General features: G+C 49.2%; 17 protein-coding genes. 7 read left to right on the top strand and 10 right to left on the bottom strand.

From position 1 onward, the window contains the following. Positions 1-24: 24 nt before the first annotated feature. Complete coding sequence (gene speD, locus D328_RS0118510) at positions 25-831, bottom strand: adenosylmethionine decarboxylase (RefSeq protein WP_025680446.1); 807 nt, start codon at positions 829-831, stop codon at positions 25-27. Between the two features lie 631 nt (positions 832-1,462). Between speD and katA the strand changes: the two genes are divergently transcribed. Further along, a complete protein-coding gene (gene katA, locus D328_RS0118505) occupies positions 1,463-2,920 on the top strand; it encodes a catalase KatA (RefSeq protein ID WP_018886530.1) in 1,458 nt (485 codons plus the stop codon). Between the two features lie 242 nt (positions 2,921-3,162). Here the strand turns inward: katA and D328_RS0118500 are convergent, their stop codons facing one another. Next, a complete protein-coding gene (locus D328_RS0118500; protein WP_018886529.1) occupies positions 3,163-4,164 on the bottom strand; it encodes a glycosyltransferase in 1,002 nt (333 codons plus the stop codon). Beyond that, positions 4,164-5,144, bottom strand: coding sequence for a phosphotransferase (locus D328_RS29400; protein WP_018886528.1), 981 nt, complete (start codon positions 5,142-5,144; stop codon positions 4,164-4,166). Before D328_RS29400 ends, D328_RS0118500 begins: the two co-directional genes overlap by 1 nt. Positions 5,145-5,387: 243 nt before the next feature. On the opposite strand from D328_RS29400, the gene D328_RS0118490 reads away from it, so the two are divergent. Beyond that, a complete protein-coding gene (locus D328_RS0118490) occupies positions 5,388-5,780 on the top strand; it encodes a cupin domain-containing protein (protein WP_018886527.1) in 393 nt (130 codons plus the stop codon). A gap of 223 nt (positions 5,781-6,003) precedes the next feature. On the opposite strand, the gene D328_RS30370 is transcribed toward D328_RS0118490, so the two are convergent. Beyond that, positions 6,004-9,693, bottom strand: coding sequence for an S-layer homology domain-containing protein (locus D328_RS30370; RefSeq protein ID WP_018886526.1), 3,690 nt, complete (start codon positions 9,691-9,693; stop codon positions 6,004-6,006). A 201-nt stretch (positions 9,694-9,894) separates the two neighbouring features. On the opposite strand from D328_RS30370, the gene D328_RS29390 reads away from it, so the two are divergent. Beyond that, positions 9,895-12,021, top strand: a complete 2,127-nt coding sequence (locus D328_RS29390; RefSeq protein WP_154659188.1) for an ATP-binding protein — start codon at positions 9,895-9,897, stop codon at positions 12,019-12,021. A 108-nt stretch (positions 12,022-12,129) separates the two neighbouring features. Here the strand turns inward: D328_RS29390 and D328_RS0118475 are convergent, their stop codons facing one another. Together D328_RS0118475 and D328_RS0118470 are read right to left on the bottom strand one after the other, a co-directional pair. After that, entirely contained in the window at positions 12,130-13,923 is a 1,794-nt protein-coding gene (locus tag D328_RS0118475) for a SulP family inorganic anion transporter (RefSeq protein ID WP_018886524.1), read from the bottom strand. A 177-nt stretch (positions 13,924-14,100) separates the two neighbouring features. Then, positions 14,101-14,430, bottom strand: coding sequence for an ArsR/SmtB family transcription factor (locus D328_RS0118470; RefSeq protein WP_018886523.1), 330 nt, complete (start codon positions 14,428-14,430; stop codon positions 14,101-14,103). Positions 14,431-14,614: 184 nt separating this feature from the next. On the opposite strand from D328_RS0118470, the gene D328_RS0118465 reads away from it, so the two are divergent. Together D328_RS0118465 and D328_RS0118460 are read left to right on the top strand one after the other, a co-directional pair. Next, positions 14,615-15,133: a GrpB family protein gene (locus tag D328_RS0118465; RefSeq protein ID WP_018886522.1), complete on the top strand. Its 519-nt coding sequence runs from the start codon at positions 14,615-14,617 to the stop codon at positions 15,131-15,133. 33 nt (positions 15,134-15,166) lie between these two features. Next, on the top strand, positions 15,167-15,718 hold the full coding sequence (locus tag D328_RS0118460; protein ID WP_018886521.1) for a GNAT family N-acetyltransferase: 552 nt from the start codon (positions 15,167-15,169) through the stop codon (positions 15,716-15,718). 92 nt (positions 15,719-15,810) lie between these two features. On the opposite strand, the gene D328_RS0118455 is transcribed toward D328_RS0118460, so the two are convergent. From D328_RS0118455 to D328_RS0118445, 3 genes are all read right to left on the bottom strand, one after another. Continuing rightward, positions 15,811-15,999 carry a hypothetical protein gene (locus D328_RS0118455; RefSeq protein ID WP_018886520.1) on the bottom strand — a complete coding sequence of 63 codons (189 nt, stop codon included), beginning with the start codon at positions 15,997-15,999 and terminating at the stop codon, positions 15,811-15,813. A 126-nt stretch (positions 16,000-16,125) separates the two neighbouring features. Further along, the gene (locus D328_RS0118450; RefSeq protein ID WP_018886519.1) at positions 16,126-16,623 is read right to left on the bottom strand and encodes a DinB family protein; all 498 of its coding nucleotides are present in this window, start codon (positions 16,621-16,623) and stop codon (positions 16,126-16,128) included. A gap of 164 nt (positions 16,624-16,787) precedes the next feature. Then, positions 16,788-17,489 carry an SAM-dependent methyltransferase gene (locus tag D328_RS0118445; RefSeq protein WP_018886518.1) on the bottom strand — a complete coding sequence of 234 codons (702 nt, stop codon included), beginning with the start codon at positions 17,487-17,489 and terminating at the stop codon, positions 16,788-16,790. 499 nt (positions 17,490-17,988) lie between these two features. Between D328_RS0118445 and D328_RS0118440 the strand changes: the two genes are divergently transcribed. Further along, positions 17,989-18,963 (top strand): AraC family transcriptional regulator, encoded by a 975-nt coding sequence (locus D328_RS0118440; RefSeq protein WP_018886517.1) that lies wholly within the window; start codon positions 17,989-17,991, stop codon positions 18,961-18,963. After that, entirely contained in the window at positions 18,902-19,456 is a 555-nt protein-coding gene (locus D328_RS0118435) for a GNAT family N-acetyltransferase (protein WP_018886516.1), read from the top strand. Before D328_RS0118440 ends, D328_RS0118435 begins: the two co-directional genes overlap by 62 nt. Before the next feature lie 140 nt (positions 19,457-19,596). On the opposite strand, the gene D328_RS0118425 is transcribed toward D328_RS0118435, so the two are convergent. Continuing rightward, on the bottom strand, positions 19,597-20,034 hold the full coding sequence (locus tag D328_RS0118425) for a DUF6097 family protein (RefSeq protein WP_018886514.1): 438 nt from the start codon (positions 20,032-20,034) through the stop codon (positions 19,597-19,599). Between the last annotated feature and the right edge of the window lie 13 nt (positions 20,035-20,047).

The raw sequence follows: 20,047 nt of genomic DNA, 5'->3' as shown, positions 1-20,047 counted from the left end.
CGGACTGGGAGGTTTTTGTTATAGTCATTTTATATTTTTCGCGTAATAGATCTCATCCATCTCTATCTTCAGGCGCTCGGTAATCTCCGACTGCTCCTCTGCAGATAGCTTATCCTTCGTATATCCGAACAGGTAATTATCGAGATCGAATCTACGCAGCTTGCATTTAGTATGGAAGATATTCTCCTGATACACATTCACATCAATCATATCGTACATATCGCGGGCATCCGCAGGAATGTAGTTCTGGATGGAGCTAATATCATGATCAATGAACAGCTTGTGTCCATTCACATCACGTGTGAATCCCCTTACCCGGTAGTCAATCGCCATAATGTCTGTATCAAAGGAATGGATAAGGTACGTGAGTGCCTTCAGCGGGGAGATTTCTCCGCAGGTAGACACGTCGATATCCGCCCGAAAGGTGCTGATCCCCTCATCGGGATGATACTCAGGATACGTATGAACGGTAATATGACTTTTGTCCAGGTGCATGACGATGGAATCAGGTAACGGACCTGGAGATTCGGAGTAAGTCTCCTTGGATACATCTGTGATAGGTCCTTCTGAGATGAGCACCGTCACGCTAGCACCCTGTGGATCGTAGTCCTGTTTGGCGATGTTCAGGACGTGAGCCCCAATAATATCGGTCACATGCTTCAGGATTTTGGTCAACCGATCGGCATTATATTGTTCATCAATATATTCAATGTAAGCCTGACGTTCCTCCTTGGTCCTGGTATAGCATATGTCATACATATTGAAGCTGAGTGACTTGGTCAGATTGTTGAAGCCGTGCAAAGCAAGACGTTGTTCATGTGATATGCTCATCATTTCACTTCCCCTTACGCTTTCTTATGCGATCTACATCAATTGAACTACAGAATAGCTTCTATTAGTTCAAGCCATATAGCACGAGTGTCCGTCACCTGCCTGATTTGAAGCCGAAGCTTCTACCATACGATTTGTATTCGTAAGTCAGCTTACGACTTCGAGAAGTAGCTTCCAATAGCCAGACATGTGAAAGCTTACATACGACGATTAGTGTTAGTTGGCGTGTGTCTTATCTGTTCCCTGCGAAGAGGACTCATATACCCATCTTTTTACCCAATTTCCTTCATTCCTAACAAGCAGGTCCCGTGCTCGTCTATCCATTAGGGTTCCACACACGATGAAATGAACAGTAGATAAAGTTCTCATGAACAATAGTTAAAATTCTGATGAAGAATAGATGAATAGAAGCTTTAATATGCTCTTCAAAAATCCCAAAGCCCTTGATATATAAGGGATTTTGGTTCTTTTCGCCTAGTTTATAATTACTTTAAAGTAAGATTGATTTTTGAATGATCTCTGCTATAGTGAACCATAACGAAAATAACGCATAGAGGACGCAGCCACTGTATTCAGTCACAGTGTTCAGTCAGATATGCTCCGCTCGAAATATTAAAGACGAGGTGATCTCATGAACAGACAATCGAACATGACGACAAGCTGGGGAGCTCCGGTAGGAGATAATCAGCATTCCATGACAGCTGGTAGCAACGGACCAACACTCATTCAAGATGTACATTTGTTGGAGAAGCTAGCACATTTCAACCGCGAGCGTGTACCAGAGCGGGTGGTTCATGCCAAGGGTGCTGGAGCACACGGATATTTCGAGGTGACCGCTGATGTCGCTTCATATACGAAGGCGGCATTCCTGTCAGAGGTAGGCAAGCGTACACCGGTATTTATTCGCTTCTCGACAGTAGCTGGTGAACTGGGCTCGTCCGATACGGTACGTGATCCACGCGGCTTTGCTGTGAAGTTCTACACCGAGGAAGGCAACTATGATCTGGTGGGCAATAATACCCCTGTATTCTTCATTCGTGATGCGATCAAATTTCCGGATTTCATTCATACGCAAAAACGTCATCCCCAGACGCATCTCAAAAATCCGAACGCGGTCTGGGACTTCTGGTCACTATCCCCTGAATCCCTGCATCAGGTGACGATTCTGTTCTCAGATCGCGGGATTCCTGCTACTTATCGTCACATGCATGGCTTCGGTAGCCACACGTTCAAGTGGGTGAATGCCGAGGGGCAAGCTGTGTGGGTGAAATATCATTTCAAGACAGAGCAAGGAGTCAAGAATCTGGATGTGGCACTGGCGGCCAAGCTGGCAGGCGAGAACCCGGATTATCATACGGAGGATCTGTTCAACGCGATTCAGGCGGGAGACTTCCCATCCTGGAAGGTGAGTGTGCAGATTATGCCAGTCGATGAGGCAGCAGCCTACCGCTGGGATCCGTTCGATGTGACCAAGGTCTGGTCGCAGAAAGATTATCCTTTGATTGAGATTGGACGTATGGTACTGGATCGTAACCCGGAGAACTACTTTGCCGAGGTAGAGCAGGCGACTTTCTCGCCCGGGAATTTTGTGCCAGGCATCGAGGCTTCACCGGATAAAATGCTACAGGGCCGCCTGTTCGCATATTCCGATGCTCATCGCTACCGTGTCGGAGCGAACCATAATACGTTGCCGATTAACCGTCCTGCTGCCCCAGTACAGAATTATCAACGTGACGGACAGATGCGCTCGGATGGCAATGGTGGTCATGCCGTATACTATGAGCCGAATAGCTTTGGTGGTCCGCAGGAGGCGCCACAGCACAAGACAACACCATTTGCGGTATCCGGCATGGCCGACAGCACCGATTACAATCAGGATGATCACTACACCCAGGCGGGAGATTTGTACCGATTATTGTCCGAAGAGGATCGCTCGCGTCTGATCGCTAATATTGCAGGAGCTATGCAGCCTGTAGAACGGGAAGAGATCAAGATTCGTCAGGTGGGGCATTGGTTCAAGGCAGATGCTGAATTCGGTACACGTCTGGCAGAGGCATTGGGATTGCCGTCTCCATCCGCAGCAGAATAAGCTCGTTATTGGAGGCTAGTTTAAGTCACAGGTTCACACACGAATAGCTTGACCTGATTAAATGCGGGTGGGACCTTCGACGTAATATAGATTGATATTGAAATAGAAAGTCCGCTAGACAAGGACGGGTTCGCCAGGTACCCGGTCTTCGTTAGCGGACTTTCTTTTGCTTCTCTAAAGTTGCGCAAGGAGGATTGTCAGGCAGCCACCTGATCTATTTTCCTCAAGGAGGATGTGTGAGCCTAATGACTTAGCCAGCGCTCAAAGAATTGCTTATAGCCTTCCTTCATCACTCGGCTGGAAAATTGCTCATGAGCGTAGATTTGGTGCTCACGAGAGGTCCTGATCGGACTTGAGGCAGCCATATTGACTAGCTCGAACCAGTTCGCCTCATTGCCTGCGAAGGCATGGGGGCCACGAATGTGACCATAGCAGGGATGCTCTGGCTTGACGATTATTTTCCCCATGGCCATTGCTTCTGTCAGCGGCATGGCGAAGGTATCAAAGGCGGAGCAGCTCCAGTATACCTTGGCTGTGTTCATGAGCGAGAAGACCTCGTCCTGTGTCAAGGCGAACTGAAGCTTCACGTTATGCGGAATATCGTATTTCTTCATGCTTTCCCGATAGCGTTCCCCGCCGAACACCATGAATATCTCCTTGTCGGGGTTACGTCTGGCATACTCCAGCACCAGATCAGGGCGACGGTTGGCCTCATCCCGACCAATCCAGAGAATGCGATTATCTACGATGCCGGTTGGATCGAAATGCTTGGTTACCAGCTGCTCATTGAAGCCTATGGGAATGACCGTCACATCGTTCACGCCGAACTGTGCAGCCATCTCCCGCTTCAGAAAAGGAGTCTGGACGATGGCCTTGTCTACAATGGAGTAAAATGGCTTCATCATCTCGTACCCAGTCAGTGCCGGGTCGGGAAAGCTGTGAGGGAACAGGACACTATTTTTCAGGAACATATTTAGAAAAGTAAAGCCAGAGACGGTATAGATGACGTGCTCAATCCCTTGGCTATAGATCTGGTCCAGCACAATATCATAGTTGACCAGATCACCCTTCTCATGCTCGTAACCAGGAATCCAGTCATGGCCACTGACGTGCCGCTCCGGAGATATGAAGATGATCTCTACGCCCAGCTCCTGACCGATCTGCCGCAGACGCTCCGCGAATACTCGTGGTCCCTGCGCCTCGCTGAATTGGATCTTTCGCATGATTAATCCTACTTTGTTCATTAACCAGCCACCTTACCTTTATCAATATCCTTAAGTAATTCCGTCGCGCATTGGATGAGACTGTCTGTGGTCTCGATTCGTTGTCTTCGAAGTGCATGCTTCGGCCATGGTCCCTGTTCCTGCCTCAGATCTGTCTCAATCAGCAGAAGCATCCAGAGTGACAGCACACAGACGGACATCATGTATTGCTGCATGAAGGATTGTGCATCCAGCGCACTCCCATGTAATACTGTCTCCGCCAGATAACCGTGCAGTACTTGCTTACGTATATCAGGTGTAATGCGTTTTGGAAATAGCGGATGGGACATATCCAGCAGGTGGATCAGATCCCAGTAGCGTGTATTCCAGTGAGCATGCTCCCAGTCCAGAATCACCAGTCCGTGCGGAGTCTGGGCATAGTTGCCCAGATGCAGATCACCGTGTGACATGACCAGCTCTGAGGGACATTGGTAATCATGCAGAAGCTGGAGTATGAGCTGAATTGCTTGCTCGTCTAGCGGGAGATCACTGAGCAGCTCTACTACTTCATTTTGCCGCTTCAGGATATGCCCTTTCATCTGTGCTATGGCTGGCTTCGGCCCTTGATGACCCAGCTCAGGAAAAGAAGCACGCGGCAGTGCATGCCACCAGGCGGCATGCTTCGCAACTTGCTGTGCCGTCTCCATGGTGAAAGTATGCGTAAGGGGGCCAGCATCCTCCAGAATGAGCCAGCTATTGTGAGGCGCTGTATCCATCCTTGAGTGTGTCACGATCTGAGGATAAATAGGAGGAAAATGCGCCAGGACATGATCGTGAACCCAGCGTTCCTTATGCTGCTGTCCTTGCTGAGTGACGGGCTTGAAGATATAGCTTTGATCCCGAGAAATGTAGAATCGCTCCACATCTCGTCCGCCCAGTCCTTTGTATAATATCTCATGTCTGCCACACCACAGCTTGCTGTAATCCAGCCTTCCGTCCGGTAGTACGAAGTGTTCGAGCATAATGACATCATCCTTGTGTAAGCGAAAAGTTGTCCCTATTGTAACGCCTAGGTAATACGACTGCAAATCATAATAGAGCATGTGTGAAGGAAGAGAGCATACGCCGAGTATAGATTTTCAAGGCCCTTCACGCATGTAGACCAGATTGTCCGTGACATGATGTGATGGAGCTGTTAAATTTGTGTAATATATTGAGTTAAGCTAGAAAGAACTACTTCATGCTACAGGCAACAAGGAAGGGGAATGCAAGTGGAGCAAGACAAGAGAGAATCAAGTGTACAACAGAGCGGCGAACTGAGCATCAGCAAGCATAATGCAGAGCATTATGTATGGGGAGAGGTCTGCGATGGCTGGCATCTCGTTAAGGGTCAGGACCTCAGTGTAATTCACGAAAGAATGCCGCCTCACACGGCTGAGATCAGACATGTGCATCAGGTGTCCCGTCAGTTTTTCTTCGTATTGAAGGGGATAGCTACGCTGGAGATTGACGGAGAGATCGTAAATCTGCACGCACAGGAAGGAGCAGAGGTGCCGCCACAGATTCCTCACCAGATGCTTAATGTATCGGAGGCAGATGTAGAATTCCTTGTCATCTCGCAGCCAACGACCCGGGGAGACAGAATGACTGTCGATTAGTCTCTAAAGCTCGGCGCTACCAGTCCAACACATTGATGTGGCGGCACAGTCTGCTCCGAAGCCGATCATAGAAGCAACCTTTTAAGTATGTATATACATGGAAAAAGACCCATGCGGTTAAGGTTCCGCATGGGTCACGAGGCGAGGGTGTCGTACGGGTGGACTTACTTGCCTCCGCCAACGCCCCCGCTCTCCAGTCATTAAATCAGTATCAGTCAGAGTATTAGTTCATGTACTCCAGATGCTGCAGGATTCGCTTTAGCATGACTATGCTATGGGCCCGGGTTGCAGGCTCCTTAGGTAAGAATTCTGCTGCTGTTGTGCCGCGAATGATACCGGAATCTAGCAGTTGGACTATGGGTTCGACAGCCCAAGCAGCTATCTGTTTCTGATCGGAGAATACCTCCTGCCCTTCCGATCTCGACGGGGGCATCTTCCCTGTGAGTGTGAGAGTTCGCGAGAGGATAACGGCCAACTGCTCACGAGTCACAAAAGCGTCTGGTCTGAAGGTTCCATCATCATACCCTTCAATCAAGCCCATCCCTTGGGCTGTACTCACAGCCTTGGCATACCCGGCTTGCGCTGATATATCGGTGAAAGAACTGGCTGCACTAGATTCAATTCCCCCTAGTGAGCGAACAAGCAGCGTTGCCAGCTCGCCACGGGTGATGGGAGTATCTGGGCTAATGTAGTTCCCTTCCCCCTGCACGATTTGTTTGTTGGCCATCAGCTCGATATCGTCCTGCGCCCAATGCCCATGTGTATCTGCAAAGACATGATTAGATGTAATCACCGCAAATAATCCATCGTGCGGCGAATAGATCGTTGCTACAGCAGAAGTCTTCATAGACGAATTCCTCGTATTGTCCTTCTCATGTTCACCTACCCCTGTAGCTTCGCTAATGGCTTCATTGGCATGAAATAAAGTGGGTACAAAGTGAATCGTGGCATCGGTATCCACCCATACAGCGGTAGAGCGAGTCGGGTCCACTGGAACGGGCAGGGCCATCGAACGCTTTGAGTACAATGGTGTGTGTATACTCGGTTTCATATTGTCCAGGCTGTCTGACGTCTGTCCATTAATTTCAAGCGAGAAAGTAACAGGACTGCCGATGAGCTTGGCACCCTGCTCTGCGAGGACAGCCTCTAGACGGCTGACCGTAGATGCATTAGCATGGCCAATTACCATTGTAACCACGGTGTTGACCTCCAAAGTAGGTCCAAGATTACGTAAGCGATCCAAGGGTAATGGATAACTTACATTGTTTACTGCGAGCGTAATCCCCTGATTCATTGCATTCGCTTCAGATTGCTTCAACATATCAAGAAGAGCCTCACCAGGCAGATCGAGATATACAACTGGGCTACTGCTGTCATCCACCTTAATAAGCAATTCATGGCTAGCATTGAACGCTTTGATCAGTGAGGCGGCATCAGGCTTCAGGCGAATGGCCTTCTGAGCGTCAGCTGTTGTCTCCGATGAGATTGGTACCCATACGTTCTGATCATTCATAGATATTTCTATTAATGATGAGGCTGTTGGGAAACTTTGCATATTAGAAGAACGATCGTCGCGGTCCCTGGAGCCCTGATCTGGTGCAGGAGATGGTCCCGGCTCTGGTGTAGGCTCGTTCACAGGCGGTGTTCCCGGTTTGGGTCCGGGCTCCGGTTCAGGCTGAGGCTGAGGCGTCTCCGGCTCGGGCTCAGGACCTGGATGTGGTTCAGGTTGCGGCTGCTCAGGCTCCGAGGTCTCACTGAGCATGAGTGTGATCATCCCTGTGTCAGTGCTCTTTCCTCTCTGAACATTCACGGTCTGTTCGAACGTTCTATATCCTGAGGCTTCTACAATTATAGTCTGTAGACCCACGGGAATCTGATCGAGCTGGAATATTCCGTCATCATCAGTGAGTGACCTGTTGCTGCCTATAGATACTGCTGCACCAGTCAGCGGAACCAGCTCTGGGTCATAGACGGAACTGCTCACATTGCTGTATACAGACCCCGTTACCGTGCCAGTTGCAGGTATCACTGTTATGATAGCATCCGCAGTAGAGCCGTTCGAAGCTGTAGCCGTAATGACAGCTTCGCCTGGTGCCAGGGGAATCACCTCTCCGCTTGGACTAACTGAAGCTACCGTTGGTTGGTTGGATAGCCAAGTAACGGTTCGATTGGTGGCTTCAGCCGGCTCAAGGGTTGGGATGAGCTGGGTGGGTGCTTCCCCAACCATTAGAGTAAGGGCAGGCGGCTCAAGACGAATGCTGCTGACAGGGATGAACTGTCGAATATGCTGCTCCTCCAGCACGAAGCGCTGCCATCCTTGTATGCGCTGCTGACTATCTACCTCGTACACATCCAAGGTCTGCCCGGGACTCACGCCGGGGATAGGCATTCCCGGGATATATGGTATTGCATCTGCCGGGAGTGTGTCTCCTATCAACGGAGGACTAGCTTCTGCATGATTGAGTACGTAAGCAAAGGTATGTCCTGCCTGTCGAGGGAGAGCCATAATGGATGTCGAGCCTGCCGCGATTCCCGGTTGAACTGACGCATTCACAAGCTCTGGTGCCTTCGTCTTGACTTCAAGCTGAAATGAATGCACAGCGGCAGCAGCCCCTACATCAGTTGCTGTGACGACAACGATGTACTTCATGTTGCCGGGCAGGAGTTGAAGCGGTATGCCTTGTAACTCTCCTGTCGGGCTTAGGCTCATGCCTGGCGGAAGACCTGTTGCGCTCCAGGTCAGCCCTGCATGCGCACCGTCCCATCCTGATAATTTCTGGGAATATGGCTCCCCGGCTACTGCGGGTTGGATCTCCTCGGTGAGTATCTTCGGACGAAAATAAGGATAGCCATCGTTAACACTCGGATGCATATTCCAGGTCTGATTGAAATCCCAACCGCTATAAGTGGACTGTTGTTTCATTTCCGCTATCGATTTCCGCACAGCTTCGAATGTATCCGTATTATAGTAGCTACCCACCCCTGCACTGACACCTGTAGTCTCCTGATTGAAGTAGGAGCTGTAAATGTCAGTGCCGCTCGGATAACTGATAATCGCGGATCTATCCGTAAACGAGCCGGGGTTGTCGGGATGCATGTAACCACGTGAGTACGTATTCTTAATGGTATTTTGACTACCTGCGCCACTGTGAAAATAGGCGCCGATTCCTGCTGAAAACACAAACGAGTTACCAACATCAGCTACGTTGCGTACCTGACCATCAAAATAGGAATCGCTGATGGTACTACCCGAGCTAAAACCGGCAATTCCTGCGCCATACATGTTATAACCCCAACCAATGGTAACAGAGGCACTAGAGGAGGAACGATTGACTGTTGCATTCATGAGCCCCCCGGTAATTCCCCCTGTACTAATAACCTTGTTCGGGTCAAGCGCTGTCAGGCTCGTCACGCTGCCTTTCGTATAGACTCCTTCGATGCTCCCCCCAGACTGGTAGCCAGTAACCCCGCCTGTTCTTGAGCCGCCAGTAATATCCACCTCAAGGTTAACATTGCGGATGCTTCCAGATGCCTCGCCAAAGAAGCCGACATTGGTGCGGGTATCTCCATCAATGACTAGGCCTGTAATTGTATGGCCCTGCCCATCGAATATCCCGCTGAACGGAGCATATTCATTGCCGCCGAGTGGAATCCAGGAGACTCCCGTCAGATCAATGTCGTGATCAAGACGGATGTGGTTGTCTAGATACTGCTCCTGATGCTCGTTGATGTAGACGAGTTGTTCTGTGGTGGACACAACCAACCAGTTGTCCATTAACGGCAGTTCAACGGCCTGAATGTCAATGCTCGATTGCGCCTCGGCAGGTTCAACGATCCATCCGAGAGGTCCTGTGAACATAACGCTCAGGAGAAAGATGCTTGTAATTCTTGTAACAGCTCGAGATTTCTTCATGAACCACTTCCCCTTTAGCATGGTGTATTACGGCATAGACTGAAATTATGAGATTCCGATGTGGTGCTGGACATATTACAGTGCCAACCATTGGCACTTGACTCCATTCAAGCACTATGCTGATCCGAAATTATTATAGTATATTTAGATGAATAGGATGTTTCGTTTTTGTTTCAAATTTGAATGAAAGTAGCGTGCTGCATGAATTATTCGTCAATGGATCGAAGCGTTCCCCATCAGCCTATTGTCGGCTATGTCCGTGAAATGAAGGCATTATCCAGATGGTTGGAGACGGTTGATGCGGTTGCACAGATCTTTGCTGTATCAGGGATTGGTGGCATCGGGAAAACGACGCTGCTCACGGAAATGGCTGCTCTTTCCCGCAGGTCGGAAATAAGGACGCTGTGGGTGGATGGGCAGGTCTGCTTGCATACGCCAGGAGCGCTGTTGACACATCTGGATATGTGTCTTGAGACCGAATACGGCAGCGTTCGAGGAGAAGAGGAGACACTGATGGCCCATGTCCTAAACGAATTGAGCCATCAGCGCACGGTGATCCTGATCGATAATTGCGAGTCGCTGGAGCGAATCGAGAGCTGGTTACTGGGCAGTCTGCTTCCCAGACTGGCTCAAGCCCCATGCTTGCTGGTGATGGCATCACGACCAGGTCTGCCACTAAAATGGCACATACATCCTGCATGGGCTGATCGAATCGAGACCTTCCCTCTGGAGCTATTCACCCGAGAGCAAATTTATGAATATTTGCATAATAGCGGGCTACCATTGCATGTGCAGCAGAACGTAGCGCATAGAACGGGCGGACATCCGCTACTGCTTGCATTGACGGTTGACATGATGCGACGTCAGGGGGAGGACATATTGGAGCGCTCTAGTCAACTGCAAAGAATCCTTAGTGCAGAACTGTTGCAAGAAGTGTCAGATCCGTTCATGTATGAGGCCCTGCAATTGCTCGCGCTATTCCCGGCTGCGGACCAGATGACCCTCAATCAACTGCTGGAGCGTTCGCTATCAGCATCAGACTATGCATCGCTGAGCAGGTTATCTTGTATCCGCATGGTCCCGGGTGGTCTAGCATTACATCAGCTGTTGGGACGAATTTTGCGAGAGGATTATGAGCTTCGGAATCCCAGGGAATATAAAACGATGCGCCTTCGTGCACTGAGACTACTGATTGAGCAATATCCTGCAGCAGATAAGCTGCGGCAGATGCAGCTTGCCGCGCATGTGCTGGAGCTGTACCGGGAGCAATTGCCTGCTGCGCATCAGTATGTAGATTTCTCCGGTATTCATCAGCAGGAACGCCGACGGGGGATCAATGCCGAAGATATGCCTTATTTGCACCGCTTTTTGGCGACATCCATCTCTCGTTCCGACTGGCAGTCAGAACTGGTTGAGGAGGGAGCGCATCATCAGCTGTTGGATGATATTGCGCTGTATAGTCCCGAGAGCATCCTGGTCACACGGGACAACAATGGGATCCCGCTAGCATTTTCGGCTGGTCTGTGGCTGCACGCAAGAACACTGCCGTTACTGGAGCGATATGCGCCAGCCTATCTGCAAGTACTCGGCGAAGAGGCAGATCTACTGCGAAGGCTTCCTCCAGAGGCGGCCGATACTATGTGCATGCTGCTGGCCGCGGTCGATATCGAGCAGCCCTATCACCGACCGGAGGAGCTTGGGGCGATGCTGTTCCAGTCATGGCTCATTGAGGCGACGAGTGGGCTGCGGGCAATTATAGCAACAGCAGACCAGCAGATGAATATGTTACTGCCACTAATGGGCTTTCAGCAGAATGAAGAGACGAGCTTGGAGCAGCTACCATGGGCGAGCATGATGCTATGGGAGCTGGATCTGCGGCAGGCAACGTTCGAGGTATGGGTCGAGCGGATAATTCAGCAGACTACACAGGCGACTAAGATCGTCCATGCAAGCGAAATCCAGCCATTGCCTTGGACTGAGGTGAAGCGCCTCCTGCAGCATTTGTATGACGATACACTGCTGGAGACACAGACAGCGGTCCGAGAGATGGGAATGAAAGGGGCGGGACTGAGAGAACAGGTGCAGTATTTATTAACGACTGCGCCACCGCCGTATCCGTTAACGGAGCTGGAGCAGCATATTTTACGAGAGAGCTATTTGTATAAATATCATGGAAAATCGCAGCTCGCAGAGGCTTTTCATATGAGCCGCACGACGTTCTATCGCCATTCGAAGCAAGCCATTACGCATTTAGGACACGTACTTGCAAGGACAGCGAGGGAAAGAAATCTTCACAATCCTGATGCAGATCCAGGTCATGTTGGTTGAACTGGCTTCCACTTGATACATCTATAACAATCCTCCGTTGCTGGCCACAAGTCCGAAACAACGGGGGATTGTTATAAAGAGGTGTTGCTATGGATGGCAGCATTACATTCACTTCGGTGTAGCGAATGCAGGCTGCTGTACCCCTGTGGATGTCTGACCAGCCACTGGACGTTGGTTCATGTCTGGCTGCAAGCCTGCCTGAGACAGAGTCGCACATTCACGGAAGGCAAGATGCTTGCAGCCGATGCATTGCTTGGAATTGAGGTGCAGCATGGCGTAGTCTATCGCTTCTCCTGTATGGGCGAAGAAATGCTCTTGCCCGATTCGAGTATATAAGCCTGTGCGCTGCAGCACCTCTAATGGCTGTGTCTGAACACCAGCGAGCAGTATCTTTCCACCATGACTCTGAAAATGCTTCACGATACTAGCCAGGTTGGATTCCCCCGTCGTATCCATGAACGGAACCTTTCCCATCCGCAACAGCAAAATCCCGGGACGCTGATGAAGGGTATCCGTGATGGATTTCTCAAACAGATCAGCAGCACCAAAAAATAACGGTCCCTCAATGGTATACATGCTAACCTGCGGGCAATCGTGTCCTTCGTGCACCATATGTGGCATGACCTTCTCATGCTTGTGACTTGGATCGGGCAGTACCTTGGCCACCTTCATAATATCGCTCATGCGTTTGACGAATAGCAGGGCAGCGAGCACCAATCCGACCTCGACAGCTGTGGTCAAGCTTGTAAATACAGTAAGCAAAAAGGTAATCACCAGCACAATCGAATCACTGGTGCGCGTCTTCAGTACATGTGCGAAGGCTTTGCGTTCACTCATATTCCAGGCGACCACCATCAGGATTGGAGCCATACTGGCAAGCGGAACATGCGAAGCGTACGGTGCGAAGACAACGAGCACGAGCAGTACGACGATGCCATGCACAACACCGGATATAGGCGAGACGGCACCGGATTTAATATTAGTCGCTGTCCGAGCGATGGCACCCGTCGCAGGGATGCCGCCAAATAAAGGTGTCACGATATTGGCAATGCCCTGCCCGATAAGCTCCCGATTGCTGTTATGTCTTGTCCCCGTCATCCCATCGGCTACTACAGCAGATAACAAGGATTCAATGCCGCCAAGCATTGCAATGACAAAAGCAGGTTGGATTAAAGTAATGATTCGCTCCCACGTTAGGTCTGGAAGACTGAACTTCGGCAGCGCACTGGGAATAGCACCGAAGGCAGAGCCGATCGTAGCGACCTGTCCCTTGAACAAGAAAGCAGCAACCAGCGTAGAGAGAATCAGTCCAAGCAGAGATGCAGGTACTTTTGGTGCCAATCTAGGCAGGACCAGGATCACAGCCAGACAGATTCCGGCGGTAAGAAGGCTGTACACATTTAGCGTCGTTATGTGAATTCCGATCTCCTTCATATTGGAGATGAAATCTTCATGCTTTTCGATATCGCGGAGTCCCAGGAAGTTAGCAATTTGCCCCGAGAAGATCGTAACCGCAATCCCGGCTGTGAATCCTAGCGTGACAGGGCGCGGAATGAATTTAATCAAGGCTCCCAGCCGGAGCGCCCCCATGATTACTAGCATGACACCTGCCATAAGTCCGGCAATCAGCAGGTTCTCGTAGCCATATTGCATCACTATAGCGAAGAGGATTGGAATGAATGCACCTGTTGGTCCTCCAATCTGGAATTTGGAGCCTCCCAGCAAGGATATGAGTATGCCGGCAATAATCGTCGTATAGAGCCCATATGCTGGCTGAACGCCTGAAGCAATGGCAAACGCCATTCCCAGCGGAATGGCGATAATACCGACAATCAGTCCCGACAACAGATCCTTTCGAAAAGCGGATGCATGATATCCTGCAAATCTCCCCGTCCATTTCATCTGTTGTGACCTTCTTTTCTTTATATATTTGAATATTTGAATATATTAAGAATGTACTCCCGACCTCTACTCTTGTCAAACACGAAAAATCGGTCCAAACCGTGTAATGGATCATGAAATCACAAAAAAACAAGAAGTTCCTGCATCTTGCTTTACAGCGCTCCTTGTTCTTCGTGTTTAGGTTTCTTTGCGGATATCTTCCAGTAGGGAGATGGCGTCTACGAGATGATTGTCAAAAATTTGCTTGGCGACCACCAGCAGATCCTTGATCCGTGGATCACGCAGAGAGTAAATGACGGAGGTGCCGTCCTTCGACCCTTGAACGACATTTTTGCTGCGCAGCACAGCCAGCTGCTGGGATACGGCGGAGCCTTCCGAGCCAAGAATGCTTTGCAGCTCATTGACAGTCTTGTCGCCATCGCTTAACAGCTCCAGAATACGGATTCTCATCGGATGGGCCAATGCCTTGAAGAAATCCGCCTTAAACTGTTGGATGCTCTGATTCATGCTCTATGCTCCTTTATTCAGACTTTTGAAGATATGAATATCATAGCATAGATATGTGAGAAGAAGCACACTGCAGTGTAGGATACAGCATATCCATAGGGTCTGCTTTCTCGTTATAATATTGGGTAACAATTCCAGATAATCGCGGGTCACGTTCTTAATTCTAATTATAATGGAGGGGCCTATGAAAGAGGTGGTAATACTTGAAGCCTACAATGCCAACTGGGCTGCCGAATACGACATTGAACGAAGGAAAATACTCGAACTTCTGGGCAATCAGGTTATCTCTATCGAGCATATCGGTAGCACAGCTGTACCCGGACTTACTGCCAAGCCAGTGATCGATTTCATGGCTGGCGTGCAGGAACTGGAGATCGTTGAAGCCTTTATAGGGCCGTTGGCTAGCCTGGGATACGAGCATGTGATTCATGCGGAGTTCCCTGAGCGAAGGTTTTTCCGAAAAGGAGCATGGAGAGCGGGAACGCATCATCTGCATATTTACATCTTCGGAAGTACAGGCTGGACGAATCAGATTCTCTTCAGAAATTATTTGCGAAAGCATTCTGTGGCAAAAGAACAATACCAGCAATTGAAGGAGGAGCTCGCTGCGAAATTCCCTCAGGATCGGGTAGCTTACACCGAGGGTAAGCATTCGTTCATTGCAGATATCCTTCAGCAGGCTAATAAGGAGAATGAGGGGTAGTACCTTGATACCAGACGCTAAGGAGGGATTCCATTGCAGCCAACATTGAACACGGAACGATTAACGTTGAGACCATTTGAATTGGCAGATGCCAGCAAGGTACAGGAATTTGCCGGGAGTATAGAGGTAGCGAGAACGACCTTGTCTATCCCCTATCCCTACCCCGAGGGAGGTGCTGAACGCTGGATTAGAGCCTGTGTAGATCGAGCAGATAATGGGCATGATTATCCTTTTGCTGTAATCCGTAAAGAAGATATGCAGTTAATAGGTTGTATGAGCATCAATATAGCCCCGTCACATCGAAGAGGCGAGCTGGGTTATTGGTTGGGAAGACCATTTTGGGGACAGGGATATGCTACTGAAGCGGCTAGAAGATTGGTTCAGTTCGGATTTCGGGAGCTGGATTTAAATAAGCTGTGTGCAGCGGCGATGACCAAAAATCCGGCTTCGGCCAATGTGATGAGAAAAGTGGGCATGACATTTGAAGGTGAGTTTAAACAGCACATTCTGAAGTGGGATCATTTCGAAGATGTAGTCTATTACGGCATGACCCGGGCGGATTACGAAGCTGAAGGAGACGCATAAATTAATAAGGCTTAAGTCATCCAGCATAAGGGGTGTAGGCAAATGAACGCGAAAAGAGGGCACAATTGCCCTCTTTGTACAAGTCATCGGAGTCATCTCGCCACGACTTCCTGCTTCGTAGGATATGGCTCGTAGACAGGGTTCATCGTCTTGCGGCCCGTGTATAGTCGACCTTTGATGATATTCAGAATGCACACTTCGGTGGCCTCAGTAATCGCTAAATGCCGATAATCCTTAAAGGTCTTGCCTTGCTTGGTCAGTACAATCTCATGCTTGCTCATTCCTTCACCTTAGGTCCCGATGGGCTTCTATGGCTTCAATACCACGCCAGTTACTCTTATTATATGGGGATCGGGGACAGGATAGGAAGAATAGAGAAGCTATGTGATCTGACATAAAGACATGGCTTAAGCGGGGTAACCGCCCCCAGGTGGTGGCCAAGCGCCATAGAAGCGACGTAATAGCACAATCTCACCAAGATGATATGAGTTATGCGATGCGATGTTACGCAACAATCCGGCCTTGGTCTCTCCGGGAAAATAGGGAAGAGACTCGTCCAGTTGGGCTTGTCCAGCAATCGCCACGGCTTGATCGACCCCGGACAGGAAGGCCTGAATATCTGCCTGCCAGCTCTCCTCATCCTGAGGAGCTGTCTCCTCCGGCCAGCTCTCCATGACACTTGCCGGCATGTGCGGCTTGCGACCCTCCAGATGAGCCAGCATGAATTGTTGCCAGTAATGCATGTGCTTTACCAACTGATAGATGCTGTAGGGCATACCTTCGTGTACTCGTCCAGCCAGTTCAGCGCTGATATCAGTCAAAGCGCGTGCAATCGGAAGATGCCCACGTTCTCCAATGAGTGATTTGATAAGGGCTTGCCCAAATAATTGATTTGCATCCGACATGCGGAATCATCCTTTCTCTAATTTATAACAATAAGCAGTATACAATTAAATTTGAAAAAACTAAAGTGAGGGAATTAACAGCAATAGCCGAGCTATAGGACCCTGTCGTAAGGAAAGGAATCATATAATTCGGCTATCGTGTTATAGAGTGTTATCCTAGTCGCTTATAGGCGCTTCAGGAGAATGAAGATGAAATTCATATATTTACCTGCACCGGCTTCCAGTGCACGGCGATCTGCTTGAGCGTACGGATTATCAGAGGCCAGCCAGTCATCCCAGCATTCATCAAAACCGTTCATCTCCCTAATGGAGATAATATCCACTGTCTTGGAGGAGGACAACAACTTGCTCCACCATGCACAGCTATGCCATGTGTCCAGATCATCGAGCGTCCAGGTGACCGCCATCTCTGGAGGCAGTTCGCCATCAAGCTCTTGTTTCAAGCCGGGCAGAGCTAGGGCGATTAGTCCGTTCTGTGTGACAAGTCGGGATAATACGTCGTCCATATAACTCTCATCACGGCCAAAATAATGATAGGCATCTACACTGATAATCATATCGAAATATCCATCTGCAAACGGAGGATGATGAGCGTCGGCATGTATAGGAATGATCTGCCTGTCAAGCTGTGCCTGACGGAAGCGATGGTCATTCTCTGTGGCGGAGATCCAGAGGTCCATGGCAAATATGCTTGCAGGATAGCGCTCTGCCAGATACATAGAGGTCAGGCCGTTGCCACAGCCAAGATCAAGGATACGCTTAGCAGCGGGTAAATCAAGGTGAGGAAGCATCTCCTCCAGCAGAGTTAGACAGTTGGGGCCCATAAGCAGTGATCGAACAAAATCAGGATTGGATAAGTTACTCAAGTGGCTTCAACTTCCTTTTCAAATGAGATCATGCCTCACAGAAAAAAAGCAGACACGGTATAATAACCGCGTCTGCTTGGCAGAGTCCGGACAGGTGTCCGTTCGGCGGTGTCCGTAAGGCATGTCAATGGCACAACGAATCATAACGGCGAGCAGCCGTCAACCTGTGATAGACATCGTTCCTTAGCGGAGAACCGACAAACAAACACCTCCTCATATCATTGTTATGCTCATTGTATGTTGGCGGTAGCTTTATGTCAAACAGGCTTGCTTACTTATTGACCGAATTCATGAATTACTCGTTCTTCCTTTCGTTCATTCGATTATCGACCCTATAAATACGCTTATACTAGCATGAGTTGTAATCGTGTTATGTAATCTCGTTATCTAATAGATGCTTATCCTGGCTCAACGCGCGCCCAATGCTCTGCTTCTGCAACTCAGGTCAAATAAGCTCATTCTCAGATTGCTATGATGGTGTCGAAAGGAGGGGGACTCCATGTATGAATGGAACGAGATGGTTCAGCTGATGATCAGCTGGATCGAGGATAATCTGACTTCGACGCCGACATTGCTGAACATGTCCGAGGACTTGGGCTACTCGCCCTATTATTGTACGAAGAAGTTCCATGCTCTGACAGGCATGACGCTAAGAAATTATATATGGATGCGGCGTATTAGCCGCGCAGCATTAGAGCTGCGTGACTCGAATGCGCGAATTCTTGATATCGCTGTGAAGTATCAATTTTCATCGCAGGAGGCCTTTACGAGAGCATTTGTCAAAGCCTTTCACATGACTCCGGCTGCCTATCGTAGAGCCCCGCGTCCCATTCCGTTAGCCATTCGTGCGGAGGTGTTCTCTCCTTATCACTATCATCTGAGGGAGAGGATTGTAATGAGTGAAGTTGAAGTGAAGGCTGTAGAGGTCAAAATTGAACGGATCCCGGCGCACAAATTTATAGGGACCTGGGATATCACATCCAAAAATTACGGGGAGTTCTGGAGAAATGGACACAATTGCGATGAGATCAGCGGAACGCTAGATAGTATGTCTCATCTTAGCCTTCCTGGGCAGCTGGCGCAGACGGCAGGATGGTTCTATCAGGATGGGCAGAAGGGATATCTATATGGGATCATGGTAGCTGCTGACTATGATGGAGAGATTCCCCCTGGTATGGAATGCCGTGATATTCCAGAGTCCGATTACCTGGTGTTCTTCCACCCGCCTTTTGATTACTTACGAACCAATGGGCAGGTCATGAAGATGGTGGAGCACAAGGCGTGGAATTTTGATCCCACGGAACTGGGGTTCGAATGGAATGAGGGGACCCTGTATGATTACCAGCGACATTACCCTGAGGGCTATGGCTATGCTGTGCTAAGACCCGTGAAGACAATGGAGGAGAGTAGTGATGATATTGGGCAAGGGAGTAGCGGAGTATCCGTTGTTGGAGACAACGAGACTACAGCTTAGAATTTTGACATTACAGGATGTGGAGGAGGTTTTTGGGCATTTCTCAGATGAGGCAGTAACAAGATTCATGGATATTGAGCCCTGCAAAAATCTGGATGAAGCGAAGGACATCATCAGCTATCATGTCGAGGATGCAGGCTGTCGCTGGGGACTATTCGATAAGAGCGATCATCGCTTGATCGGTACATGCGGATATCATTACCTAAGAAATATAGGGGGCGAATGGACCGCCGAGGTCGGGTTTGACCTGTCCAGGCGCTACTGGGGAAAAGGCTATATGCTTGAAGCCATGAGAGAGGTTATTCGCTTTGGATTTGCTGGTACGGAATTAGCAACGATAGATGCGACTGTAGAGCCAGAGAACGTACGATCCATACATCTATTAGGGAAATTGGGTTTTGACAGAGCTGAGGAGCTTAGAGATGGCTTGGTTTATTTACAATTGCATCGAGAGGGCATAACGGAATCATCAATGCTACACCATAGTCAATGATAAGGATTCATGGAGCTGTATGAAGAAAGAGAGGAGCTGTCGCTCCTCTCTAACGTTCTTACTGATCAAATTCACCGATTAGAATGTAATAAGTGCAAGTGTCTGTTGCTGATGAAGGAGGAAAAGCTGAACGGAGTATTCTACTCCTGAATGTGGAGCTTACTCTTCAACTCCGGATAGATCCGGTAATATAGCTTTTTACGCAAAATAGAATGGTACACAGCGAGTATCAGAGTTACTACGATCAGCACAGCAGGTACGAGATAGAACACAGGATGATCTATGAAGAATCCGAACATGTTCAGCTCCTTGTCGATCCAACGGCTGTAGATGTAGGCCACCGCAATCACGAGCAGCACCGGAAGAGCTGTGATCCCTGATAGAAGATTGACCTTTTTCATTTTTTTGTACGTAGTTTGATAGACATCCTCTCCAAGGTGTTGCTCCAATAAAAAGCATTGCCTATCGAAAGAATCGCTTTTACGCACCGGTAAATTGCTTTCTGTCATATGCTTGTGCAGCACATCCAACTGATGGCTGAATTCCAGCACATTATGAAGTGCCCTTCCATAATTCAATTCAAGGTACCTC

It is taken from the genome of Paenibacillus massiliensis 2301065 = DSM 16942 (assembly GCF_000377505.1).
Classification (GTDB): Bacteria; Bacillota; Bacilli; order Paenibacillales; family Paenibacillaceae; genus Paenibacillus; species Paenibacillus massiliensis.
This window is presented reverse-complemented; position numbering and strand designations above follow the sequence as displayed.

Bases quoted from the DNA above. Each gene is read 5' to 3' on its own strand.
- speD (WP_025680446.1), bottom strand. From the start codon at position 831: ATGAGCATATCACATGAACAACGTCTTGCTTTGCACGGCTTCAACAAT.
- katA (WP_018886530.1), top strand. From the start codon at position 1,463: ATGAACAGACAATCGAACATGACGACAAGCTGGGGAGCTCCGGTAGGA.
- D328_RS0118500 (WP_018886529.1), bottom strand. From the start codon at position 4,164: ATGAACAAAGTAGGATTAATCATGCGAAAGATCCAATTCAGCGAGGCG.
- D328_RS29400 (WP_018886528.1), bottom strand. From the start codon at position 5,144: ATGCTCGAACACTTCGTACTACCGGACGGAAGGCTGGATTACAGCAAG.
- D328_RS0118490 (WP_018886527.1), top strand. From the start codon at position 5,388: ATGCAAGTGGAGCAAGACAAGAGAGAATCAAGTGTACAACAGAGCGGC.
- D328_RS30370 (WP_018886526.1), bottom strand. From the start codon at position 9,693: ATGAAGAAATCTCGAGCTGTTACAAGAATTACAAGCATCTTTCTCCTG.
- D328_RS29390 (WP_154659188.1), top strand. From the start codon at position 9,895: ATGAATTATTCGTCAATGGATCGAAGCGTTCCCCATCAGCCTATTGTC.
- D328_RS0118475 (WP_018886524.1), bottom strand. From the start codon at position 13,923: ATGAAATGGACGGGGAGATTTGCAGGATATCATGCATCCGCTTTTCGA.
- D328_RS0118470 (WP_018886523.1), bottom strand. From the start codon at position 14,430: ATGAATCAGAGCATCCAACAGTTTAAGGCGGATTTCTTCAAGGCATTG.
- D328_RS0118465 (WP_018886522.1), top strand. From the start codon at position 14,615: ATGAAAGAGGTGGTAATACTTGAAGCCTACAATGCCAACTGGGCTGCC.
- D328_RS0118455 (WP_018886520.1), bottom strand. From the start codon at position 15,999: ATGAGCAAGCATGAGATTGTACTGACCAAGCAAGGCAAGACCTTTAAG.
- D328_RS0118450 (WP_018886519.1), bottom strand. From the start codon at position 16,623: ATGTCGGATGCAAATCAATTATTTGGGCAAGCCCTTATCAAATCACTC.
- D328_RS0118440 (WP_018886517.1), top strand. From the start codon at position 17,989: ATGTATGAATGGAACGAGATGGTTCAGCTGATGATCAGCTGGATCGAG.
- D328_RS0118435 (WP_018886516.1), top strand. From the start codon at position 18,902: ATGATATTGGGCAAGGGAGTAGCGGAGTATCCGTTGTTGGAGACAACG.